The organism is Nocardioides sp. URHA0032 (genome assembly GCF_000620645.1).
Classification (GTDB): Bacteria; Actinomycetota; Actinomycetes; order Propionibacteriales; family Nocardioidaceae; genus Nocardioides.
On record NZ_KK211159.1, the window covers coordinates 132,803 to 157,412 of the forward strand.

Here is a 24,610-nt window from a genome sequence, read left to right on the forward strand (position 1 = left end):
GGCGCGGAGAACCCGCATCGCGCCCTCGAAGTCGACGGACTTCGAGATCACGAGCCGCGGACCGACGTACACGGTCGGTCGCGGGGTGACGCCCTTGACCGTGATCGCGGTGGCCGGGTCCAGGATCCGTCCCTCGACGGTGGCGATGGCGGACGGCCGCGGCGGCGAGGGGTCGCGGTCGAGGGGCTTGCGGGCAGGACGCTTGGGCTCGGGCTGCTGCTGGACCATGGCTCCTCTAGATCTCGAACGTCGGCGTCGCGAACGCCGGACGGGTGGTGTCGTGCGGTTCGAGCCTCAGCCGCAGCAGTCCGAGCGGCAGGTCGGTGAGCTCGAAGCGTCCGGTGTCGGTGACGACCGACGACCAGTCGGTCGGATCGTCGCCGGGCAGCGCCCGGACCGTCATCGGCTCGGGCGGGACCACCCAGCCGTCGACGCGGGACCGGTCGCCGTCGACCGCGACGCGCAGCAGCAGGTCGGTGTCGCCGTGCACGAAGCGGAGCGTGTACGACGTGGAGCCGCGCGCGCCGACCAGCTCGGTCGCCCGCTCCACGAGCTCCATCAGCTCCACGTCCAGGTCGGAGGCGGCGATCGCGGCGGCGGCCTGCATGGCCGCCACCAGGTGGTCGGGCACCGGGTCGTGCCGCTCCCACACGTCACGGACGATGCCCAGGAGGGCGTCCCTGCTCAGCTCGCTCACTTGAACTCCCCCGTCTGCATCAGGGCGACCCGCAGCTTCGCCAGGCACCGGCCCCGGGTGGGGCCGATGCTGCCGACCGGCATGCCCAGGTCGGACGCCAGCTCACGGTAGTCCGGCCGGTTCTCGAACGCGACGATCCGCAGCAGCCGGCGGCACCGCTCGGGCAGGCCGTCCACGGCCGCCCAGATCCGGTCGCCCTCGTCGTGCTGCACCGCGGCCTCCTCGGCGGACCGCGCCGCCGGGATGCGTGGCTCGAGGTCCTGGTCGGCGACGGGGGTGGTGCGGCCGTCACCCTGCGCCACCCGCCACGCCTCGCGACGCGCGGTCGTGGTCAGCCAGCCGCCGATCGCGACGGAGTCGACGATCGAGGACCGCCGGCGCACCAGCGCGAGCCAGGTCGACTGCACGACGTCCTCGGCCGCCGACTCCGAGAGCCGGTAGGACCGCACCACGTGCCACAGCACCGGCGTCATCACGGCCACCAGGTCGTCGAGCCCGGCAGGGTCGCCCGCGACCCAAAGGTTGAAGCCGGCGGTCGCCTGGCCCCAGACCTCGCCGGCGCGCGCCGAGACGCCGTCGGGGCGATCGCCGCCACCCACCGGCCGGGCCGAGCCTGCTCTGCTCACGTGTCGCGCCGCTCCCCGATGCTGGACATGTCTCTCGATCAGGATCACGGCATGGAGGAGGTCCCGGGGGCCGATCCTGATACCTGGTCACCGGAATCTTCCGCCGACCGGTCTGGACCGGCATCGCCCGGTCCGGGTGAGACCGGCCATTGGATAACCTCGGACGGTGCCCCGGCCAGAGCTCAGCGTCCGCGAGATCTCCGCGAGCGACCACCTGGAGCACATCCGGGCCAGGCGCTCGGTCAGCTTCCTCCAGACCCCGGCCTGGGGCCGGGTGAAGTCGGAGTGGCGGCACGAGTCGATCGGCTTCTTCCGCGGCGGCGAGCTCACCGGCGTCGGCCTGGTCCTCTACCGGCAGCTGCCCCGCCTGAAGCGCTACCTCGCCTACCTCCCCGAGGGCCCGGACCTGGACTGGGACGACGAGGACCTCGCCGCCTGGCTGGCCCCGATGGCGGCGTACCTCAAGGAGCGCGGGGCGTTCGGCGTCCGGATGGGCCCGCCGGTGGTGACCCGCCGGTGGGACGCCGCGACGGTCAAGGAGGGCATCGCCGACGACGCCGTACGCCGGCTCGGCGAGCTGGCGCCCACGGAGCGCTCCAGTGCCGGCGCCCGGGTGGTCTCCCAGCTCACCGAGCTGGGCTGGCGACCGCAGGCGGCCGAGGGCGGGTTCGCGGCGGGCCAGCCGCAGTACGTCTTCCAGGTCCCGCTCTCCGGCCGCACCGAGGACGACGTGCTGGCGGGCATGAACCAGCAGTGGCGCCGCAACATCAAGAAGGCCGCCAAGGAGGGCGTCGAGACCGCGGCGTACGCCGGCGTCGCGATCGAGCCTGAGCTCAAGTCCTTCCACGACCTCTACGTGCACACCGCCGAGCGCGACCACTTCACGCCTCGGCCGCTGTCGTACTTCACCACCATGGTCAAGGCGCTGGCCGCCGAGGACCCCGACCGGATCGTCCTGCACACCGCCCGGCACGAGGGCACCCTCGTCGCCGCGACGATCGCGATCCGGGTCGGTGCGCACGCGTGGTACTCCTACGGCGCCTCCTCCACCGAGAAGCGGGAGGTCCGCGGCTCGAACGCCGTGCAGTGGGCGATGATCCGGGCCGCGATCGCCGCGGGCGCGGACGTCTACGACCTCCGCGGGATCACCGACACCCTGGCCTCCGACGACCCGCACCTGGGCCTGATCCAGTTCAAGGTCGGCACCGGCGGCGAGGCGGTCGAGTACGTCGGGGAGTGGGACCTGCCGCTCAGCAAGCCGCTCTACCGGGCCTTCGACCTCTACATGCGGCGGCGCGGATGAGCCTCACCCTGACGGTCGACGGCGACCGCTGGCGCCGCCACCTGCGCGCCTGCGCCGACGCGACTCCCGGCCTGGTCCCGGTCGCGAAGGGCAACGGCTACGGCTTCGGCCTCGGCCGGCTGGCCCGCAAGGCCGGGTGGCTGGGTCTCGACACCCTCGCCGTCGGCACCTACGACGAGCTCCCGGAGGTCGCCGGGCGGTACGACCGCAGCCTGCTGGTGCTCACGCCGTGGCGGCCGTTCGGCGCCGCTCTCGACGTCGACCCCGCGATCGCCAGGCGGGTCGTCCACACCGTCAGCCGCACCGAGGACGTCACCGACCTGCTCGACCGGCAGCCCGACGCCCGGTTCGTCCTCGAGCGCGAGACCAGCATGCTCCGCCACGGCATGACCGCGCGCGGTCTCTGGGCCGCGGCCCGCGAGGTCGCCGCGCGCCCGGGCGCGAAGGTCGAGGGCGTCGCGCTGCACCTGCCCCTCGCCCACGGGGCGCACCTGACCGAGGTGCGCCGGCTGGTCAACGACGTGGTCGCCGCCGAGCTGCCGCTCGAGACCATCTGGGTCAGCCACCTCAGCGCGGCCGAGCTCGGGGAGCTGCGCTCGGCGTACCCCGACCTGACCTTCCGGCCGCGGGTCGGCACGGACCTCTGGCTCGGGGACCGTGGGGCGCTGCGGGTGACCGCGACCGTGCTCGACGTGCACGAGGTCGAGCGCGGCGACTCCTACGGCTACCGGCACCGCACCGCGCCCAAGGCCGGGCACATCCTCGTCGTCAGCGGCGGCACGGCGCACGGCATCGGCCTCGAGGCGCCCACCGGCGACGCCTCGATCAAGGCCCGTGCCGCGACGCTCGCGCGCGGTGGCCTGGACGCGGCCGGCTTCGTGCGCTCGCCGTTCTCGATCGACGGCAAGCAACGGCTGTTCGCGGAGCCCCCGCACATGCAGGCCTCCATGCTGTTCCTCCCGCACGGCGCGCGGGTGCCCGCGGTCGGCGACGAGGTGGACGTGCGGGTGCGCTACACCGCCACGGCGTTCGACCGCGTCGTCCTGAGCTGAGGCTCCCACTCCGCCGCCCGGACCGGGTCGTGACGGGGTCGCCAGATGTCGCGGACCACCATCGCCACCAGCCACAGCTCGCAGGCGACCCGGATCAGGATCGCGGCCCAGTAGAAGCCGGAGTCGCCGCCGGACGCGGGTGCGAGGAAGCCGCCGAGGTACCACCAGACCGCCGCGAAGTAGAGCACCTCACCGGCCTGCCAGATGATCAGGTCCCGCCAGCGCGGCCGCGCCAGGACCGCGAGCGGCAGCAGCCACAGCACGTACTGCGGCGAGTACACCTTGTTCACGACCAGGAAGCCGGCCACCACGAGGAACCCGAGCTGGGCCAGCCGCGGCGTCGACGGCGAGGTGAGCCCGAGGACCAGCACGCCGATGCACCACGCCCCGAAGAACAGCCAGGACCCGACGTTGATCGTGTGCGGCTCGAACGCGAACGGGTCGCCGGTGCGCTCCATCGCCTGCTGGACCACGAGCCACACCGAGCCGAGGTCCGCACCGCGGTCGGAGTTGAAGGTCCAGAAGACCTTCCACTCCGCCGGCCCGGAGAGGTACGCCGGCGCGTTGGCCAGCACCCAGGCCGCGGCCGCCCCGAGCGTGGCGAGCCCGAGCTCGCGCATCCGGCGCTGGCGCAGGCAGATGACCAGGATCCCGCCGAGCAGGAACAGCGGGTAGAGCTTGGCCGCCGTACCGAGCCCGATCAGCACGCCGGTGAGCAGTGGTTTCTCCCGACGCCACGCCCAGAGCGCGCCGGCGACGAACACGACCGCGACCAGGTCCCAGTTCACGAGGCCCGTCAGCAGCAGCGCCGGTGACAGCGCGAAGGCGGCCGCGTCCCACGGCCGCCGGCGGTTGACGCCCGCGAGCAGCCATGCCGCGAGCAGCGTCAGCGCGGCGAACCCGAGCGCGTTCACGATCACGAAGATCCGCATCTCGCGCAGCACCGGCGCCGTCCCCGACAGGTCGCCGACCGACTGGGAGTACCGCGGCTCGATGTCGGGCGAGCCGTTGAGCCAGTGCGTCACCCACGCGGCGCCGTACGCCCAGTAGGCGATGCCGACGGGGTACTCCATCACCTCGTAGCGCGCCCGCGTCTGCGCGTCGTCGCTGTAGGGCCAGCTGAGCTCCGCGAAGCCGCGGCCGGTGTAGAGGTACGGCAGGTCCGAGTAGCACATGTGGGTGTAGCGGGCGTTGCCGTCCTGCCACGTGTCGTCGTAGCAGTTCGTCTTCTGCCACATCCCGAGCGCCATGACGACCGCGGTCATCGCCAGCACCACCCGCACCGGCGTCCACCACGGGTGCCGCGCGGCGCGTGGGCCGGCCGGGCCGCCCACCCCCTCGCTCAGCGCACCGACGACGGGATCGTCCGACGTGGGATCGACCCAGTCACCCCGCGCCGGCGACACTCAGGCCACCGGGGTACGCCGCCGGCCGCGCCGGCCCCTGGTGTGTCCGCCCCCGGGCCCCGACGGGCTGCCCGTGGGCGAGCTCGCGGTGTCGGAGGGCGACGGGGTGCTCGACGACGAGCCGCAGCCGAGCAGGCCACAGCTGTCCGACGGCGACTCGGTCGGCGACTCGCTCGGGCTCTGCGAGGACGGCGGCGCCGACGACGTCTGGGTGGACGGCGTGCTGGACGGCTGCACGGTCCTGGTCCTCGTCGGCGGCGGCGGAGCCGGCTCGTGCCCGGTGTCCGGCGCCTCGCCGTCGAGGTTCGCCGCCAGCGGGAACTCCTCCACGGGCAGCCCCTCCATGTCCGCGCGCATCACGGCGGTCCAGGTGCGGGTCGGGTAGTCGGCGCCGAAGTACGACGGCAGCCATCCGTCGAGCTGCTCGTTGCCCTTGCCCCGGACGTACATGACCGCGGTCGCCAGCTGCGGCGTGTACCCCACGAACCACGAGGACGAGACCTCGTCGTCGCCGTTGGTCGCCGTGCCGGTCTTGCCCGCCGCCGGACGGCCCAGCGCGAGGGCGTTCTGGCCGGTGCCGCTCTTCACCACCTGCTGCAGCGCGTAGGAGGTGTCCGCGGCGATGTCGCTGTTCATCTGCTCGTCGTCCGCGTCGAACGCCGGGGTGGTGTGCTGCTTCCACGTGTAGTTGTGGCCGCCCTGCTCGTCGACGACCTTCTCGATCACGTGCACGTCGGCCGCCTCGCCGCCGTTCGCGATCGTGGCGTAGGCGTTGGCCATGTTGACGGGCGCGACGGTGGCCGATCCGAGGGCGATGCCGGAGATCGGCTCGAGGCCGGGGCTGGTGTGCAGGTGGTTGAAGCCGGACTGGGACTTGTCCCACTTCGGGATGCCCGCCGCGTTCGCCGTGTCGAGGATCTTCTGCGGGCCGTCCGGGATCGACATGGTCAGGTCGGCGTACGCGGTGTTGATGGACTCCTCGGTGGCGTACAGGAGGCTGACGGCGGAGCCGTAGTCGGTGCCGAGGCCGTCCGGTCCCGAGCCCTCGTTGCGAACCCGGTCACCGGTGCCCTCGCCGTTGTAGTAGTACGGCGAGTCCCCGTCGAAGGTGTCCTTGAGCGAGAAGCCCGCCTTCAGACCGGTCGCGAGCGCGAACGGCTTGAAGGAGGAGCCCGGCGAGCCACCGGTCACCGCCCAGTCGATCTGGGAGTCGAGGTAGTCCTGGCCGCCGTAGAATCCGCGCAGTGCGCCGGTGCCGGGCTCGACGCTCGCCACCGCGATGTGCAGCTGCTTGTCGCCGAAGCCCTCGGGGCGCTCCTCCACGACACCCTGCTTGGCGGCGTCCATCGCCTTGGGGGTGAAGGTCGTGGTGACCCGCAGGCCTCCGCCGTCGATCTGCTCGTCGCTGTAGCCGAGGTGGTGCAGCTCGTCGCGGACCATCGTGAGCATGTGGCCGCGCTGGCCACCGAGCCGGCTGTCGGCCTTGACGGGCGGGAACTTCGGCAGGTGCTTCTTCGCCTTGTCCGCCTCGTCCTGGGTGATGTTGCCCGCGTCCGCCATGCCGTCGAGCACGTAGTCGTAGCGCTCGTGCAGGTCGTGCTTGGACTGCTTGCCGTTGGCCGGGTCGAAGTGGGTCGGGTTGTTCAGGACGCTGGCGAGGACCGCCGACTCCTTGAGGTCCAGGTCCTTGGCGTCCTTGTCGAAGTACGCCTGGGCGGCGGCCTGCACGCCGTACGCACCCCGGCCGAAGTAGATGGTGTTGAGGTAGCCCCGGAGGATCTCGGACTTGCTCTGCTCGCGCTGGACCTTCAGCGACAGGATCGCTTCCTTGACCTTGCGCTTGTAGGACCGCTCCTGGCTCAGGTACAGGATCTTCACGTACTGCTGGGTGATCGTGGACGCACCCTGGGTCGAGTTGCCGGACGCGTTGCTGAACGCGGCCCGGATGATGCCCTTGGGGTCGATGCCCTTGTCGGTCCAGAAGGTCCGGTTCTCGGCCGCGACGACGGCGTCCTGCAGGTCCTCCGGCATCTCCTCGAGCGTGATCGAGTCGCGGTTCTGGACCGCGAAGTCGCCGAGCTCGGTCTTGCCGTCGGCGTAGTAGATCTTCGAGGTCTGGGTGAGGAAGTCCTGGTTCGGGTCCGGGATGTCGATCATCTTGTAGAGGACGACGAACCCGCCCACCGCGACCAGCGCGAAGGCGAGGAACGCGATCCCGAGCCACTTGGCGAGCCGGAGCACCTTCTGCTTGCGCGTGCGGGGTCGCTTCGCCGCGGACTTGCTGGGCGCGCTGCGCTTACCACTCACTGTCGCTGGCTCCGCGGGTCGAGGTCGAGATCCACGTCAGGGTACGGGGACCCGGCAACCGGGCCCAACACGGCGCACGGGTGCGCTGCGACACGTCCGTCAGGTCATCTGGACCGGTACCCGGTTCGCACCGCGCGGATATATCGCTACGATAGGTCGCATGGCACGTCGGGCAGAGACCATCGAGCTGGCAGTCCTCGGACTGCTGCACGAGGGACCCATGCACGGCTACGAGCTCCGCAAGAGGCTGAACCTCATGCTCGGATGGGGTCGCGTGCTCTCCTACGGGTCGCTCTATCCCACCTTGAAGAAGATGCTCCGCGGCAACCTGATCGAGGAGGCGGCCACCACGGTCACCCCCGTGACCCGGCGGCCGCGGATCGTCTACCAGCTCACCGAGGCCGGGCAGGACGAGTTCGAGCGCCTGATGATGGAGGTCGGTCCCACGGCGTGGGAGGACGACAACTTCGACATCCGGTTCGCATTCTTCAGCCGCACCGACATGGAGATCCGCCTGCGGGTCCTCGAGGGTCGTCGGACCCGCCTCCAGGAGCGCCTCGAGCGGGTGCAGAGCCAGCTGTCGATGACCCAGAAGGAGGTCGACAGGTACGCCATGGAGCTCCAGCGCCACGGCGTCGAGTCGGTCGAGCGTGAGGTGCGGTGGCTCTCGGACCTCATCAACGCCGAGCGCAGCGGAGAGCAGAACCGTGTCGACACCTCCGCGATCACGGACCCCGGTGCCGACACCACCAGCAACGGCCAGCAGGCCACCTCAGAAGTGAAGTGACGTGAAGTGACAAGGAAGGAATCCCCGATGGGTTCGGTTCGAGTGGCAATCGTGGGGGTTGGCAACTGCGCCACCTCCCTGATCCAGGGCGTGCACTACTACGAGGACGCCGACCCCGCGGGCTCCGTCCCGGGTCTGATGCACGTGACGTTCGGCGAGTACCACGTCGCCGACGTGGAGTTCGTCGCGGCGTTCGACGTCGACGACAAGAAGGTCGGCAAGGACCTCTCCGAGGCGATCAACGCCTCCGAGAACAACACGATCAAGATCTGCGACGTCCCCACCCTCGGCATCGAGGTGCAGCGCGGCCACACCCTCGACGGCCTCGGCAAGTACTACCGCGAGACCATCGAGGAGTCGGCGGCCGAGCCGGTCGACATCGTCCAGGTCCTCAAGGACACCCAGGCCGACGTGCTCGTCTCCTACCTCCCGGTGGGCTCCGAGGAGGCCGACAAGTTCTACGCGCAGTGCGCGATCGACGCCGGCGTGGCGTTCGTGAACGCGCTCCCCGTCTTCATCGCCTCGGACCCCGTGTGGGCCAAGAAGTTCGAGGACGCGGGCGTCCCGATCGTGGGCGACGACATCAAGTCCCAGGTCGGCGCGACCATCACCCACCGCGTGATGGCGAAGCTGTTCGAGGACCGCGGCGTCACGCTGGACCGCACCTACCAGCTCAACGTCGGCGGCAACATGGACTTCAAGAACATGCTCGAGCGCGAGCGCCTGGAGTCCAAGAAGGTCTCCAAGACCCAGGCCGTCACCTCGAACCTCACCGGCGAGCTGGCCGGCAAGAAGTACGACCGCAACGTGCACATCGGTCCGTCGGACTACGTCGCGTGGCTCGACGACCGCAAGTGGGCCTACGTGCGCCTCGAGGGTCGCGCGTTCGGCGACGTCCCGCTGAACCTCGAGTACAAGCTCGAGGTCTGGGACTCCCCGAACTCCGCCGGCATCATCATCGACGCGATCCGCGCCGCGAAGATCGCGAAGGACCGCGGCATCGGCGGCCCGCTCATCTCCGCGTCGTCGTACCTGATGAAGTCCCCGCCGGTGCAGCTGCCGGACGACGAGGGCCGCGCTCGCGTCGAGGCGTTCATCAAGGGCGACGTCAGCCACTGATCCACAGCACCACAGAGCACCGCACACCGCCCCGCCAGGACCCCGTCCCGGCGGGGCGGCGTCGTTCACTGGCTGTAGTGCGCCCAGATGGTCTGGAAGTGGCGGCTGTACGCCACGAGCGCCGAGGCGAACGGGACCCGCACGGTGACCTCGTCGTTGAACCGCGAGACGTTGGACCAGTTCTCCGAACCGGTCCACACCCCCTTGAACGGGTGCCCGGCCCAGGTCCCGGACAGCGACATCCACTTCTCGTGGGAGAAGACCTCCCAGCCCGTGTCGTCGAAGCCCGTGAGGGGGTCGTCGTCGAGGTCGAGTGCGGACCTCCGGATGGCGACGCCGGACCTGTGCAGCACGGCGTGCACCCTGCGCCCGGCACCGCTGACCAGCACCAGGACCCGGCACCCGGCCCGCGAGAGCGCCGCGACCTTGCGCGCGAGCATCAGGCCGCGCGCACCCACCCAGCCGTACATCATGATCCGGATCGTGGTGTGACCGTGGTCGCCGTACCCGGCCGGGGCTCGGCAGCCCACCCGGTCGAGGCGCTGGTGGACGTGGTCCCTGGACCCGGTGGCGTGTGGGTCCGATCCGAACTCGACGGCGTACTGGCCGTCCTGGACCGCCACGTAGGGATGCTTCCGCCACCGGTCCTGCGCCATCTGCGCGAAGATCGTGCTGAAGTCGTCGAACATCTTCTGGTTGCCGAGCACCGTGTAGAGGTCGTTCCAGTGCACGTCGGCGGCGAAGCTCATGAGGTTGTTCGAGCCGAACATGACGACCGGCTTCCCGTTGCCGGTCGCGGAGAACAGGTAGAACTTGCTGTGCTGGTTCGACCGCTCGCTGCCCAGCCGGCAGGCGCCCTGGCAGACCTTGAAGAAGCTCGGCACCGGGTACGGCTTGCGCCTCGGGCCGTACTTCCTCGGGTGACACCGGTCCCGGAACCTCGGGCGCGTGTCCCGGCCGAGGTACCGGATCATGCGGTTGGCCTCGGCGCCGATCGCGTTGTCGTTCAGCACCAGCTGGACCGACACGTGCCGTCGGCACGCGCGGATCAGGGCGTCACCGATGTCGCGGCGGTTGTAGGAGTAGACCGCGATCCTGATCACGCCGTTGCGCGGCACGCTGTCGATCGTGTTCCGCACCTTGGCCATGTTGACGTTGCGCGCCGTGTAGTCGCCCCGGGGGTTGTTCCACGTGGGTCCGGGGCGTGGCGTGAACGACGTCGCCGCGGCCACCGGACCCGTCGACAGGCACCCGAGAACGACCGCCAGCACGACCACCGCAACACGCTTGAGCACCCGATTCCCCCTGCCTGCACCCGCACGACTCCTGGATCGTAGGCGCGCGACGGCGGCGCCGGTGGGAGAAACGTCGGGGCTGCGGCATCCCTGCGGTCCAGACCGGTCCCGGGACGCGGTCTGGCTGCTGCGGGACACGGGTACGCCGGTCGTAACCCGCTCGACCGACCCGTCGTTGGGGTGGCACCGCGTCGCCACCCGCGACCCATCCCGAGATTGCGTCCGCCCATGAGCAAGCACTCCCTGCGGCGTGCCGCCGCGGTCACCACCGCACTGGCCGCCTGCCTCGCCACCGGGTTCACGACCCTGACCCTCCCGGCCACCGCCGCGCCGCGGGTCCCGGCGGCACCCGCGCTGTCCGTCGCCTTCGACGGCCAGGCTGCGACGATCGTGCGCGGGGCCCAGTTCCCGGTCTCCGGGACCGTCGTCACCGCCGCGGAGAAGGGCGTGCCCGCGAGCTTCACGCTCGCGGTCACCGACGCGAGCGGACAGGTCCTCGCCACGCAGGAGGTCACCGCCGCCGGCGACGGCTCGTTCGCGACGACCGTCCCGGGCAAGGTCACCAGCGCGCTGCCGCGCACCGGCGAGGCCACGCACCTCGCCGTACGCGCCCTCGACGCGGAGTACGCCGACCGCCGGGTCGCGGACGCGGGGGCGGGCGACGTCGCGGTGCAGGCCTCGAGCGACGACCTCCAGGTCGAGGACAGCTTCGTGTCCTCGGTCGGCTGGGTGAAGCCGGGCGAGACGTACCCGTCGCGGATCATCGTGCGGAACCCGGCCGCCCTGCCGGTCACCGGCGCCTCGGTCACGGTGACCGCGCCGGAGGGCACCTCGTTCGTCGACGCCAGCGGCCCGGGCACGCACCCGGTCTCGCCGCGGTCGGTCACCTGGACGCTGCCGCCGGTGCCCGCCGCGAGCGGCACCTCCCCGGGCACCCTCACGCTCGTGCTGCAGAGCCGCGCCGACACGGTCGCCGCGGAGCCGACGGTCGTGTGGCGCGACCTCTCCACCACCGCGCGGCTCACCGCGCCCGGCACCAGCCAGACCGTCAGCTCCCACGGCCCCAAGGTGATCCCGCCGGGCGAGGCCTACGACACCGCGCGGTACGGCGATCGGCCGTTCCCGGTCATCCCCGTCGAGTACACCGACCGCTCCTACCTCGCCGACCACACCGGCGAGCAGCTCGAAGAGGTCATCGATTCACCGGCCAGGCCCGGGTCGACGTACAACCTGTACCAGGAGATGTCGCTGGGCCAGCTGTTCCCCGACGGCAACGTGCCGTCGGCCGGGATCGCGACCGCCGGCTTCGACTACGCGCCCGGCTTCCCGTTCACGAAGACCGACCCGACCACGGTGTCGACGTGCGTCGGCGGCCTGACGTACGGCGACCTGCCCCAGCTGGCGGGCACTCCGGCGTACCCGGAGCGGATCACCAACGGCGTCTACAACCTGCCCGGCACCACCGGCTACTACGGGTCCGACGGCGCGGGCTCGGCGGTCGTCGGGTCCCTGACCGGCGTGGCCGCGCTGATGCAGATCGACAGCGGCTGCGGGCCGACCGGCAAGGTCGTGGCCGACGCCGCGGCGCTCGCCGACCCGGAGATCGACTACTCCGACTATGACACCGACAAGGACGGCGTGGTCGACTTCTTCATGGCCGTGTTCGCCGGCTGCGGCGGCAACGGCGCCTCCCAGCTGGGCGCGTGCACCAGCGACCCGCAGGACGCGCTGCCCTACGACAACATCTGGCCGCACAGCTCCTCGCTCGAGTACACCTACAGCGACCCGACGACCGGCCTGCCCGGCTTCGTCACCGACGACCAGCTCAAGGACCTCGAGGGCAGGCCGCTGTGGTGGGCCGACGACACCTACAAGGACATGACGACCACCGACAAGGGCGATGCGCTCAAGGTCTTCGTCCGCGTCGGGCCCTACAACCTCAACCCCGAGACGGCGATCGACAAGGCGAGCGTGATCTCGCACGAGTACGGCCACTCCCTCGGCCTGCCCGACTTCTACTCCCTGGGCAGCCGTGAGACGTACGGCGACTGGAACCTGATGGCCACCGACAAGTCGCAGGACATGGACGCGTACTCGCGCCAGGAGCTCGGCTGGGTCGTCCCGCGGGTGCTCGGCCCGGGCACGCAGACGGTCAACGACTGGACCGACTCCAAGGAGGACACCGGCGAGATCCGCTGGCGGACCAAGGACGGCACGCCGTACACCCTGGTGAACGGGCGCGACGGCACCGTGCACAACTCCGAGATGTACGTCGCGAAGCTGCCCGGCCGCCAGCTGCTCGATCCCGCCAAGTTCGACACCGGTGACAAGGCGAGCAAGTCCCACGCGTGGTACTCCGGGTCGGGCAACGACTTCGGCTGTGCGACCGACGGCGGCGGGCACAACCTCGACGTCGCGATCCCCGGCATCAAGGACCTGCCGGCCGGTTCGACGCTCCAGCTCGACCTGAAGTCGATGTTCGACACCGAGTGGGACTTCGACTACGGGTTCGTGCTGACGTCGAAGGACGGCGGCAAGACGTTCGCGTCGCACGCCTCGGAGCGCAGCACCCCGACGACCACGGCCGGTACGTCCAACCCGAACCAGAACGCCTGCCAGTCGGCGTACGGCAACGGCATCACCGGCTCGAGCGGGTCCTACACCGACCCGGTCACCGTCCAGCTGGACCGGACGACCGGCAACTACCCGGCGTCGGAGTTCCTGGCCGACACCTTCGACATCTCCGACCTGGTCGGCGCGGCCACCCCGGTGCTGCGGTTCAGCTACTCGACGGACCCGGGCGTCGCGCGGCCGGGCTGGTTCATCGACGACCTGAAGGTCACCGCGACCACGCCGAGCGGCCAGCAGGTGCTGCTGCAGACCGACCTCGAGAAGGACGGCGGGCCGAACGACCCGCGGATCTTCAACGGCGGCTGCCAGGCCGACAACCCGGGCGGCGACTGCACCAAGGGCTGGCAGTACGTCGCAGCCGGTGAGCAGGCGAGCTTCGACCACGCCTACTACCTGGAGATGCGGGACCGCTCCGGCTTCGACCTCGACGGGCACGGCCAGATCGACCGCGACCCGATCGGCTTCGAGCCCGGCCTCTACCTCTCCTACACCGACGAGGCGCACGGGTACGGCAACGCCGGCACCGACGACCCGCCGGCCCAGTCGCCTCTCGACTCGACGCCCGAGCCCGGCAACGACACCCCGGACCTGAACGACGCCGCGTTCACGGCGGCGGCCGCCAGGTCGTCGTACTCGGACGCGAGGTCGGCCCCCCACGTCGACAACTACACCGACCCGTCGTCGGCGTCCGGGAACTGGGAGTTCGGCTACGACTGCCTGGCCTTCAAGGTGCTGTCGATGACCGGCAACGCCAACGGCCCGGCGACGTCGAACGGCGACCTCACCGGCTCGGTGCGGTTCACGATGAGCGACGGCTGCGGCGACTTCGACTACGGCTACGCGCCCGTGGTCGCGCCCGCGAACACCGCGCCGGTCGCCCACGCGGCGGCCGACCGGTCGACGGCCGGCACCGGCCAGCAGGTGACGTTCACCGGCAGCGGCAGCCGTGACGCCGAGACGCCGGACGACCTCGACTACAGCTGGGACTTCGGCGACGGCGGCTCCACCAAGGACGCCACCGGCGAGGTCGTGAGGCACGCCTTCTCCCGGGCCGGCACGTACGACGTGACGCTGCTCGTCACCGACCCGTCCGGCGCGACCGACACCGACGCCGTCCGGGTGGTCGTCACCCAGGGCCCGCCACCGAAGCAGACGGTCGTGCAGTGCGGCTCCAAGCAGGTCACGCGGACCGGCAGCTGGCGCAACGTCCGGTCGCCCTCGGCACCGGGCGGCCGCTACTGCGACAACCTCGGCACGGGCAAGGGTCGCGACACCATGACGCTCACCAGCGTCGGCGGTGCCCTGGACGTCCTCTTCGGCAAGGCGACCGGCGGCGGCCGCGCCAAGCTGCTGGTCGACGGCACCGAGGTCACGACCTTCCGCTTCCGCGGCGCATCCAGGAAGCCGGCGTTCGTCCACCGGAAGCTCACCGGCCTCGGCTCCGGCCCGCACCGGGTCAAGCTGGTCGTGACGAAGGGACACGCCTACCTGAAGTCCTTCCGCTTCTAGCGGGCCCTCCGCTGCGCGTAGACCGTCGAGTGACGTGAACTGGCTGTGAATCTGCCCCGATCACAGCCAGTTCGCGTCACTCGACGGGGAATCCACAGGCCCGCGGGACCCCGGTTTCCTCCACAACCGGACCCGGGCATCGGCTCCGCATGCCGCACCGCTGGGATCCCGTCGCGCCGCCCGTCCCGACCTTGGTGCGCCCGGTCCGCATCGATCCCGCCGGACGGACCGGCCCGACCCGAGGACAGGCTCGCGGGCCGGCGTGGCAGTCCGTCGGTCCCGGGCTCGTGGTGGCCGCGACCGCCGGGCACAGCTTCGAGCAGCGGATCGTGGAGGCGCACGCCCGGGTCGGGGACCGCGCGGTCATCACCGGCGCCGCGGCCCTGCGGCTGCACGGCGCCGGCTTCTTCGACGGCCTGGCTCGCGACGGTCGCACCCGGCTGCCGGTGCAGGTGGCGGCGAACGGCGAACGCCTCGGATCCGACGACGCCATCACGGCGCTCAGGTACACGGTCCCGCCGGACGAGGTGGTCCTGCTCCACGGGGTCCCGTGCACGACCGTCGAGCGCGCGCTGTTCGACGAGATGCGGCGGATCGGCCACGTGCGCGAGATGGCCGTCGCCGTCGGCGCGGTGTGCGCCGCGCGGCTGACGTCGGTGAAGCGGATGCGGTTGTACGCCGCCACCCGGCGCTGGTACCGCGACGTCAGGGTCGTCCGCGAGGCCGTCGAGATGGCGGTCGAGGGCTGTCGGTCACCCCAGGAGGACCGGTTCCGGATGATCTGGGAGTACGACGCCGGCTGGGGCCGGCCGCTCCTCAACCGGTCGATCCTGGACCGGCATGGTCACCTGGTCGCCGTACCGGACCTGCTCGACGCGAAGCGCGGCGTGGTCGGCGAGTACGCCGGCGCCGACCACCGCGACATCGACCGGCACGAAGCGGACATCGAACGGGAGGCCGCAATCCGCGGCGTCGGCCTCGAGTACGTCGAGGTCGTCGCCGGGGACCTCCGCTCCAGTGCCCGCGTGGTCGGACGGATGGAGGACGCGTTGGCCCGCACCGGGCGGCTGCCCCAGCTCTGGACGTTGGGCCCGGCTCCCTCACCCACCCTCGACGAGCTCCTCGACCGGCGTGACGGGCTCGTCGAGTGACGCGAGATGGCTGGAATCCGGGCCGAATGACAGCCAGTTCGCGTCACTCGACAGGGAATGACCTAGCGCGCGGCCCACCAGGCGAGCAGCGCAGCGGCGGCGTCCTCCTCGGACATCGGGCCGTGGTCCATCCGCAGCTCCAGCAGGAAGGAGTACGCCGCGCCGACGTCGCGCCCCGGACCGATGTCGAGGATCGACATGATCTGGTTGCCGTCCAGGTCCGGGCGGATCGAGGCGAGCTCCTCCTGCTCCGACAGCCGCGCGATCCGCTCCTCGAGGTCGTCGTAGGTGCGCTGGAGCAGCTCGGCCTTGCGCCGGTTCCGGGTGGTGGAGTCGGCGCGCGTGAGGATGTGCAGCCGCTCGAGCTGGTCCCCGGCGTCCCGCACGTAGCGGCGTACGGCGGAGTCGGTCCACTCACCGGAGCCGTAGCCGTGGAACCGCAGGTGCAGCTCGACCAGCTTGCTGACCGCGTCGGTGTCGTCGTTGGAGAACCGCAGCGCCTTCATCCGCTTCCGCGTCATCTTCGCGCCGACCACGTCGTGGTGGTGGAAGGTCACGGTGCCGTCGTCGAGGAACCGCCGGGTGCGCGGCTTGCCGACGTCGTGCATCAGGGCAGCGAAGCGCGCCACGAAGTCCGGGCCGCCACCGGGCAGCCGCGACTCGAGGTCGATCGCCTGCTCCAGCACCGTGAGCGTGTGCTCGTAGACGTCCTTGTGCCGGTGGTGCTCGTCTCGCTCGAGCTTCAGCGCGGGCAGCTCCGGCAGCACCAGCTCGGCCAGCCCGGTGTCGACCAGCAGCGCCAGCCCGAGCCGGGGGTACGGCGCGGTGACCAGCTTCACCAGCTCGTCGCGGACCCGCTCGGCCGAGATGATCTCGATCCGCCCCGCCATCTCGGTCATCGCCGTCACCACGGGCGGGTCGACGGAGAACCCGAGCTGCGCCGCGAACCGCGCGGCCCGCATCATCCGCAGCGGGTCGTCGGAGAAGGAGTCCTCCGGTCGCCCCGGCGTCCGGAGCACCTGGTTCGCGAGGTCGACCACGCCGCCGTACGGGTCCTCGAGCTCGCGACCGGGCACCAGCACGGCCATCGCGTTCACCGTGAAGTCGCGGCGGCCGAGGTCACCGGCCAGCGTGTGGCCGAAGTCGACCTCCGGCTTGCGCGAGGAGGGGTCGTACGCCTCGGACCGGTAGGTCGTGATCTCCACCTGCCACGGCCCGCGCCGGCAGCCGATGGTGCCGAACGCACGCCCCATGTCCCAGATCGCGTCCGCCCAGCCCTTGAGCAGCCGCTCGGTCTCGTCGGGCCGCGCGGAGGTCGCGAGGTCGAGGTCGTTGTGCTGCCGCCCGAGCATCGCGTCGCGCACCGGACCGCCGACCAGCGCCAGCTCGTGACCGGCGGCGGCGAACCGTCGGCCGAGGTCGTCGATGACCGGCGCGATCCGGTCCAGCTCGACCGCGACGGCGCGCTGGACGTCGGCCATCTGGGGCGGAGGAGGCGGGGCGTCGGGCACGGGCCAGCAGTCTAGTGGCGACGGGGTGGGCCGCCGATTCGGCACAGGCCGGGCCAGTAGAGTCGCGGGCGTGCTTCGCCCGGTGTCGCTGCTTCCTGCCCTCGTGGTGGTGGCGACCCTCCTCGGCTTCGGCACGGGCACCGCGGAGGCCTCGGCACCCCGGCAGGCCCGGCAGGAGGCCGTCCGTACGCCGCTCGCGGTCAGCATCGACAGCCTCGCGCCGTCGGTGATCCCGAAGCGGGGGCCGGTCACGGTCACCGGCACGGTCACGAACCGCGACGACGAGACGTGGACCGACATCAGCGTCTACGCGTTCGTCTCCGCCACGCCGATGACGACGGCGTCCGAGCTCGCCGACGCCGCCGCGATCGGGCCGAGCCAGCCCGTGGGCGACCGGATCCTGGACACCGGCAGCTACGACGACACGATCGGCGAGCTGGCCCCCGGTGAGAGCCGGCAGTACTCCCTCGAGGTCTCGCACGCGGTGCTGGCCAGCCACATCTCCGGCGGCCCGGGCGTCTACTGGTTCGGCGCCCACGCCCTGGGCTTCAACGCCGAGGGCGGCGACTCCAACGCCGACGGCCGGGCCCGCACCTTCCTGCCGCTGGTGCCGCCGACCGACAAGTCCGTCGACACCGCGCTCGTCATCCCGGTCCGCGGGCTGGTCACGCACGCGCCGGACGGGTCGATCGGCAGCCTGGACCGCTGGAACGAGCAGCTGGCCCCGGGTGGCTCGCTCCGCTCGCTCGTCGACCTGGGGGTCGCCGCCGGCTCCCGCCCGGTCAGCTGGCTGGTCGACCCGTCGGTCGTCGACGCCGCCCGTCGGCTCGCCGCCGGCAACCCCGGTCGCTCCCTCGAACCGACCGTGGGCGAGGCCCCGGACGAGGGCGGCGCCAGCGGGTCGCCGTCGCCCAGCCCGTCGCCGTCGAGCGACACCGGGGGTGACGACAGCGACCTGAGCGCCAGCGCGGCAGCCGCCGCCGGCGCGGCGACGGACTGGCTGGAGCGCCTGCACGAGGGCCTCCAGGGCGGCGAGATCCTGAGCCTGCCGTACGGCGACGTGGACGTCGCGGCGTCGGCCGCCCACGACCGGCGGGTCTACCGGCAGGCGCGCAAGCGATCGGCCGGCGACCTGCAGCCGTGGGGCCTGCCCACCACGCCGGCCGTGTCCTCGCCCACCGGGTACCTCGACACGGCCGGCATCCGCTCGGTCGAGTCGGCCGCGACGCTGCTGCTCACCGACCGGATGTTCGGCCCGCACGCGCCCGCGGTCGCGCACGCCGCCGGCCACACGGTCGGCGTCACGTCGTCCGGCGCGGTGGCCGGCGGGCCCGGTCCCGACGACCGGCTGGCGCCGCTCGCGGTCCGGCAGCGCATCCTCAGCGAGGCCGCGATCCGGGTGCTCACCCCGGGGCGGAAGCCGCTGATCGTGGTCTTCCCGCCCACCTGGTCGCCGGACGAGGTGTCCGGCTTCTGGGAGGGCCTCGACGTCGACTGGCTGAACCTCACCACGGTCGCCGACGCGATGCAGCGGGAGGGGACCGACGTCCCCGCGGACCGGCTCGACTACCCCGAGAACCAGGCGAAGCTCGAGCTGGACCCCGCGTCGTTCGCCGCCGCCGACGACCTCGTGCAGGCCGGCGACTCCCTCCAGAACCTCTTGACCCGCAACGACCAGGTCGCCACCGAGGTCCGCGACGAGGCGATGACCGACCTCTCGTACTCGAGCCGGCTGCGGCCGGACAGCGCCCGCGCGTCCGCCGACCAGTCCCGCACCTGGATCGAGAGCAAGCTCCGCTCCGTGACGGTGGACGCGCCCAAGGCGGTGATCCTCTCCAGCGGCAGCGGCCGGTTCGCGGCCACCGTCACCAACAAGCTCGACCAGCCCGTCAGCGTCAAGATCCAGGCCATCTCCGACGCGCCGCTGCGGATCTCGGTGCCGGGCGAGACCATCGACCTCGGTCCCGAGCGGAGCACGACCGTGCTCCTCAACGCGTCCTCCTCGGCGATCGGCATCCGGAACGTGACGCTGCTGCTCACCGACACCGACGGCGTACCCCTCGGCTCGTCCGACGACGTCCCGATCCGGTCCAACCGGGTGAGCAACGTGATCTGGCTGATCCTCGGCACCGGCGTCGCGCTGCTCTTCGGTGCGATCGTCGTCCGGCTCTTCCGCCGGGTCAGGGCGGCGAGGGGCGCATGAGCGACGAGCAGCAGACCGAGCAGCAGCGGGTCCTCGCCAACAGTGCGGTGATGGCCGCCGGCACGATCGTGTCGCGGATGAGCGGCTTCGTCCGGTCCGCGCTGCTCGCCGCGGCGCTCGGCGCCAAGCTGCACGCCGACCTCTTCACGATCGCGAACACGATCCCGAACATGCTCTACATCCTGCTCGCGGGCGGGGTGGTCAACGCGGTGCTCGTCCCCCAGCTGGTGCGGTCCATGCGCCACGACCCCGACGGGGGTACGGCGTACACGAGCCGGATCATCACGCTGGCCGGTCTCTTCCTCGGCGCGGTCACGGTGCTCCTGGTCGTGGCCGCTCCGTGGGTGATGGACCTGTTCCTGTCCAGCAGGTACGACGAGCCGGCGCTCGCCGGGCAGCGCGAGTCGATCGTCGCGTTCGCGCGGTTCTGCCTGCCGCAGGTGTTCTTCTACGGCATGTACGTGCTGGTCGGGCAGATCCTGAACGCCCGCGGCCGGTTCGGCCCGATGATGTGGGCGCCGATCGCGAACAACGTCATCTCGGTGGGCGTGCTGGTCGTCTACCTGTTCGTGTTCGGGCCGGCGCAGGGCAGCGAGGTCTTCGGCGCGTTCAGCCACCAGCAGGAGCTGCTGCTCGGGCTCGGGGCGACCGCCGGCATCGTCGCGCAGTTCGTGGTGCTGGTGCCGTACCTCCGCGCGTCCGGCTACCGCTACCGGCCGCGCTTCGACTTCCGGCACACGGGCCTCGCCCACACCCTCCGGCTGGGTGTCTGGACGGTGCTGTTCGTGATCGTCAACCAGGTCGCCTACACGGTCGTGGTCCGGCTGGCCGGCGGCGGCACGGCCTCGTCGGGCGACGGCACCGGCTACACGGTCTACTCCTCGACGTTCCTCATCATGATGGTGCCGCACTCGGTGGTGACCGTCTCGCTGGCGACCGCGATCCTCCCGCGGCTGTCGGCACGCGCCGCCGCGGACGACCGCGACGGCCTGGTCCACACGCTCACCGACACCCTGCGCACCGCGCTCGCGGTGGTGATCCCGTTCGCGCTGCTGCTGCCGGTGATCGCGCCCGACCTGGCCCGGGTGATCTGGGGGTACGGCGCCGCCGCGAGCTCGACCGGCCTGTACGCCGCGTCGCTCGCGCTGTTCGGTGGGGGGCTGGTCTTCTTCACCGTGCACTACCTGATGCTCCGCGGCTTCTACGCCCTCGAGCTGAACCGCACCGTGTTCTGGATCCAGTGCGCGGTGGCCGCGACCAACATCGTCGCCGCGGTCTGGCTGGTGCACTCGGTCGACGCCGAGCACACCTCGCCCGCGCTGGTGGTCGCCTACTCCGCGTCGTACCTCGTCGGCTCGGTCGTCTCGTACGCCGTGCTCCGCCGCCGGCTCGGCGGCCTCCGCACCCCGACCCAGGTGCGGTTCCTGGCCCGGCTCGCGATCGCCGTGCTGGTCGCCACCGCTGCCGCGGCGCTGGCGGCGTACCTCCTCCACCGGCTGCAGGACGATCCGAACTGGGCCGTGGCCGGCGTCTGGGTGCTCCTCGTCGGCACCGTCGACGTCGTGGTGCTGGTGCTGATGGCGCGCGTGCTGCGGCTGCGCGAGGTGACGACCGTGGTCGACACGCTCACCAGCCGTGTCCCCCTGCTCCGCCGACCCTGACCCGCCTTACGATGGGCCCTGTCCGGGACTCGACGAGGGGAGCTGCGTGCCGAGCTCGATCCGGCCCGGCGAGGTGCTCGCCGACCGGTACCGCCTGATCGACCTGCTGACCGAGAGCAGCAGCGGCCGGTTCTGGCGAGCCCACGACAAGGTGCTGGAGCGCTACGTCACCCTGCACGTGATGGCGGAGGACGACCCGCACGCCGGGCCGCTGCTCGAGGCGGCCCGCCGGTCGGCCACGGTCCACGACCGCCGGCTGCTGCGGGTCCTGGACGCCGACCGCGCCGACGGCCTCGTGTACGTCGTCAACGAGTGGGGCTCCGGCGACTCCCTCGACATCATGCTGGCGGCCGAGGGTCCCCTGGACGCGCGCCGGGCCGCGTGGCTGGTCTCCGAGGTCGCGTCCTCGATCGCGGCCGGGCACGAGGCCGGTGTCTGCCACGGCCGGCTCGTGCCCGAGAACGTCCTCGTCGACCACGCGGGCGCGGTGCGGCTGATCGGCTTCGCCGTCGACGCCGCGATGTTCGACATCACCGCACGGCCCTCCACCGACGTCGCCGACCTCGGCGGGCTGCTGTACGCCGCGCTCACCGGCAAGTGGCCCGGTCCCTCGCGGTCGCAGGTGCCGCCGGCGCCCGTGGTGCAGGGCCGGGTGCTCCGGCCGCGGCAGGTCCGGGCCGGCATCCCCCGGCCGCTCGACGTCCTCTGCGACGAGGTCGTGAACCCGTACGCCGGCCACGACGGCTCGCGGCTGCGCGAGACCTACGACCTGGCCAGCGCCCAAGGCATCGCGGACTACCTGGCGACCTTCGTCGGCGACCCGACCGGGCTGGCCGAGGCCGAGGCCGCGCTCGGCCACCGCGACACGACCGAGACGATCTCGCTCCCGGCCATCAAGGACCCGCCGCCCCGGGCGCCGGAACCCGAGCCCGCACCGGAGCCGGACCCGGAGCCCGCCCCGGTGTCGACCGAGCTGCCGACCGAGGCCGGGCTGCCGATCTTCGACGACGAGAACGACGACGTCTCCTGGGTGATGGCCCGCTCCGACCCGGCCCCGCCCCCGCCGCCGTTCGAGGACCCGCCCGAGCGTCCGCTCTTCGCCCCCGAGCCGGCCGAGGGCCCGGCCCGACGGCCGCGGCGACCCCTGCCGGCGGCGGCAAGCGCGGGGAGCGCGGCGTACTGGCCCTGGGACACCGGCTCCGGCCAGCCCACCGGCACCGGTACCGGTCTCACTCCAGCGGTCGAGGAGCCCGGGGACGACGAGGTCCCCGGCCGCAGCTGGCTGCGCCTGGCCGCGGCCATCGCGGCCGGCCTCCTGCTGCTCCTCGCGATCGTGGTCGCCTACAACCTGGGCCAGGGCCGCAGCCCGCTGGCCGTCCCGGTCGGCGGCGGCGACGGGGACCCGACCGCGACCAGCCAACCCGCCACCCAGCCGGCGGCACCGATCAGCGGGATCACGGCGCGGGACTTCGACCCCCAGGGCTCGCCGCCGTTCGACGAGCACCCCGAGCTCACCGGGCTCGCGGTCGACGGCAAGCCGGGCACCGCCTGGTCGACGATGACCTACGACCAGAACTTCGGTCCCGCCGGCCTCAAGACCGGGGTCGGCCTGGTCCTCGACCTCGGCAAGGCCCACGACGTCAGCGCGGTCGACCTGACCTTCCTCGGCGGCCCGACGGGCTACTCGCTGTACGTGACCGACCAGCCGCCGACCGCGGTCAAGGGGCTGACGCCGGTGGCGACCGGCACCTCGGCCGACGACGGCCACGCCCGGTCGGACCTGGACTCGCCCGTGAGCGGACGCTTCGTGACCGTGTGGCTCACCTCGATCCCGGCAGTCGACGGTGGCTTCCGCGGGCAGGTCGCCGAGGTGACGGTCCGCGGATGACCCCCTCCGGATGACCCCCCAGGAGCTCGAGGACGCGAGCGACCACGAGCTGCTGCGCGCCCACGTGGACGGGGACCCGTTCGCGTTCGGGGCGCTGTTCCAGCGGCACCGTGACCGTCTCTGGGCGGTCGCAGTCCGGACCATGGGCAACCGGGAGGACGCCGCGGACGGGCTCCAGGACGGGCTCGTGGCGGCGTACCGCCGGGCCGGCACGTTCCGCGGCGACTCCGCGGTCACCACCTGGCTGCACCGGGTCGTCGTGAACGCCTGCCTGGACCGGCTCCGGGCGGCGAAGGTACGCCGGGCCGAGCCGCTGCCGGACGACCTCGAGGAGTACCGCGGCCGGGGCTCGATCGCCTCCGCCTCCGACGAGGACCCCGCGGACCGCTCGGTCGGTGCCGAGCGCAGCCGCCTGGTGCTGACGGCCCTGCAGCAGCTGCCCGACGAGCAGCGTGCTGCGCTGGTGCTCGTCGACATGGAGGGCTATCCGGTCGCCGAGGCGGCCGCGATGCTCGACTGCGCGGTCGGGACCGTCAAGTCCCGCTGCTCCCGGGGCCGGGGCCGGCTCGCCGAGCTGCTCGCGCCCCTGCTCGAGGAGGGCGAGGGTGAGGCGGACCACGCGCTCCCACGGAACCCCGACCCGGCCGGGCCCGTCGAATCCGACGATGCCCCACGTGGCCCCCCGGCCTGACCCGGGACCGCCCGCACCACCGGCACCACAGCTCACATCAGACATCAGGAGGAGGTGAACCCCGTGTCCGAGCACGACGACCGGATCCGCCGGCTGCTGGCCGAGGCCAGGCACGACGGACCGATCCCGCCCGACGTCGCCCGACGGATGGACGGGGCGATCGCCGACCTCCAGGCCGACCGCCCGGTCCGGTCGACCGTCGCCGATCTGGCCGCCGCCCGGCGGCGGCGCCGCGCGCGTGGCCTCCTCGTCGCGGCCGCCGCGGTCGTGGTCGCGGGCATCGGGATCGACCAGCTCCGCGGCGCCGACCTGGGCGGCGGCGGCGCCGACGGTGGCAGCAGCTCGTCCGTCGCCGGCGACCAGGCGGACCCCGGGGCCGAGTCGGGAGCCGGCGGAGGCGCCGGCCAGCAGCCGGCGTCCGAGCCCTCGTCCCGGGCGTTCGACGGCGAGCCCGCCCGGCTCGACGCCCGCAGCTTCGCGCGAGAGGCCGCGAAGCTGCGGGAGTCCGTGGCCGCCCGGAACCAGACGGACTACGGGTCCCACCAGTCCCTCGACGCCACCGACGGGCTGATGGCGGCCCCGGCCCCGACCTGCTCGTTGCCCGCCGTCGGTCGCGGGCGGGTCGTCGCGGTCCGGTACGACGGCGCCCCCGGTGCGCTGGTCTTCCGGCGGCCGACCGGCGACAGCCAGGTCGTCGACCTCTACCTGTGCGGACGCGGCGAGCCGGTCCGGTCGGTCACGCTGCCCGCGCCGTAGCCCGGGAAGATTCCTCA

Annotated in this window: 16 protein-coding genes and 2 pseudogenes; 12 read left to right on the forward strand and 6 right to left on the reverse strand. The window is 72.2% G+C overall.

Annotation, left to right across the window (positions count from 1 at the left end):
• Positions 1-235 precede the first annotated feature (235 nt).
• Together N538_RS0114360 and N538_RS25535 are read right to left on the reverse strand one after the other, a co-directional pair.
• Positions 236-697 (reverse strand): hypothetical protein, encoded by a 462-nt coding sequence (locus tag N538_RS0114360; protein WP_028637861.1) that lies wholly within the window; start codon positions 695-697, stop codon positions 236-238.
• Positions 694-1,323, reverse strand: a complete 630-nt coding sequence (locus N538_RS25535; RefSeq protein ID WP_231496226.1) for an RNA polymerase sigma factor — start codon at positions 1,321-1,323, stop codon at positions 694-696. The genes N538_RS0114360 and N538_RS25535 overlap by 4 nt, the downstream gene beginning before the upstream one ends.
• A 166-nt stretch (positions 1,324-1,489) precedes the next feature.
• Between N538_RS25535 and N538_RS0114370 the strand changes: the two genes are divergently transcribed.
• Together N538_RS0114370 and N538_RS0114375 are read left to right on the forward strand one after the other, a co-directional pair.
• A complete protein-coding gene (locus N538_RS0114370; RefSeq protein WP_028637862.1) occupies positions 1,490-2,626 on the forward strand; it encodes a lipid II:glycine glycyltransferase FemX in 1,137 nt (378 codons plus the stop codon).
• Entirely contained in the window at positions 2,623-3,678 is a 1,056-nt protein-coding gene (locus N538_RS0114375) for an alanine racemase (protein ID WP_028637863.1), read from the forward strand. The genes N538_RS0114370 and N538_RS0114375 overlap by 4 nt, the downstream gene beginning before the upstream one ends.
• Here N538_RS0114375 and N538_RS0114380 read toward each other — a convergent pair.
• On the reverse strand, positions 3,639-5,084 hold the full coding sequence (locus N538_RS0114380) for a glycosyltransferase family 87 protein (protein ID WP_028637864.1): 1,446 nt from the start codon (positions 5,082-5,084) through the stop codon (positions 3,639-3,641). The two genes, N538_RS0114375 and N538_RS0114380, sit on opposite strands and share 40 nt — an antisense overlap.
• Positions 5,085-7,391, reverse strand: coding sequence for a transglycosylase domain-containing protein (locus tag N538_RS0114385; protein ID WP_028637865.1), 2,307 nt, complete (start codon positions 7,389-7,391; stop codon positions 5,085-5,087).
• 160 nt (positions 7,392-7,551) lie between these two features.
• Between N538_RS0114385 and N538_RS25540 the strand changes: the two genes are divergently transcribed.
• Positions 7,552-8,178 (forward strand): PadR family transcriptional regulator, encoded by a 627-nt coding sequence (locus N538_RS25540; RefSeq protein ID WP_036570650.1) that lies wholly within the window; start codon positions 7,552-7,554, stop codon positions 8,176-8,178.
• A gap of 27 nt (positions 8,179-8,205) precedes the next feature.
• A complete protein-coding gene (locus N538_RS0114395) occupies positions 8,206-9,297 on the forward strand; it encodes an inositol-3-phosphate synthase (protein ID WP_028637866.1) in 1,092 nt (363 codons plus the stop codon).
• A 65-nt stretch (positions 9,298-9,362) separates the two neighbouring features.
• Here the strand turns inward: N538_RS0114395 and N538_RS0114400 are convergent, their stop codons facing one another.
• Entirely contained in the window at positions 9,363-10,592 is a 1,230-nt protein-coding gene (locus N538_RS0114400) for a phospholipase D-like domain-containing protein (RefSeq protein ID WP_028637867.1), read from the reverse strand.
• 1,878 nt (positions 10,593-12,470) lie between these two features.
• Here N538_RS0114400 and N538_RS29705 point away from each other — a divergent pair.
• The 3 genes and pseudogenes from N538_RS29705 to N538_RS0114410 all read left to right on the forward strand — a co-directional run.
• Positions 12,471-13,187: pseudogene (locus N538_RS29705) on the forward strand (immune inhibitor A domain-containing protein); the annotation flags it as partial.
• Positions 13,188-14,096: 909 nt separating this feature from the next.
• Positions 14,097-14,732, forward strand: a pseudogene (locus N538_RS29710) (PKD domain-containing protein); the annotation flags it as partial.
• A 149-nt stretch (positions 14,733-14,881) separates the two neighbouring features.
• Positions 14,882-15,883, forward strand: a complete 1,002-nt coding sequence (locus N538_RS0114410) for a hypothetical protein (RefSeq protein WP_028637869.1) — start codon at positions 14,882-14,884, stop codon at positions 15,881-15,883.
• Positions 15,884-15,945: 62 nt separating this feature from the next.
• Here the strand turns inward: N538_RS0114410 and N538_RS0114415 are convergent, their stop codons facing one another.
• Positions 15,946-17,364 (reverse strand): CCA tRNA nucleotidyltransferase, encoded by a 1,419-nt coding sequence (locus N538_RS0114415; protein WP_036570653.1) that lies wholly within the window; start codon positions 17,362-17,364, stop codon positions 15,946-15,948.
• A 100-nt stretch (positions 17,365-17,464) separates the two neighbouring features.
• Between N538_RS0114415 and N538_RS0114420 the strand changes: the two genes are divergently transcribed.
• From N538_RS0114420 to N538_RS0114440, 5 genes are all read left to right on the forward strand, one after another.
• Positions 17,465-19,597 carry a DUF6049 family protein gene (locus N538_RS0114420; RefSeq protein ID WP_155992110.1) on the forward strand — a complete coding sequence of 711 codons (2,133 nt, stop codon included), beginning with the start codon at positions 17,465-17,467 and terminating at the stop codon, positions 19,595-19,597.
• A complete protein-coding gene (gene murJ, locus N538_RS25545; RefSeq protein ID WP_036570657.1) occupies positions 19,594-21,258 on the forward strand; it encodes a murein biosynthesis integral membrane protein MurJ in 1,665 nt (554 codons plus the stop codon). The genes N538_RS0114420 and murJ overlap by 4 nt, the downstream gene beginning before the upstream one ends.
• Positions 21,259-21,304: 46 nt before the next feature.
• Entirely contained in the window at positions 21,305-23,146 is a 1,842-nt protein-coding gene (locus tag N538_RS0114430) for a protein kinase family protein (RefSeq protein ID WP_028637872.1), read from the forward strand.
• Between the two features lie 10 nt (positions 23,147-23,156).
• Complete coding sequence (sigM, locus tag N538_RS25550; protein WP_036570659.1) at positions 23,157-23,837, forward strand: RNA polymerase sigma factor SigM; 681 nt, start codon at positions 23,157-23,159, stop codon at positions 23,835-23,837.
• A gap of 63 nt (positions 23,838-23,900) precedes the next feature.
• Complete coding sequence (locus N538_RS0114440) at positions 23,901-24,593, forward strand: hypothetical protein (protein ID WP_155992111.1); 693 nt, start codon at positions 23,901-23,903, stop codon at positions 24,591-24,593.
• Positions 24,594-24,610: the final 17 nt, after the last annotated feature.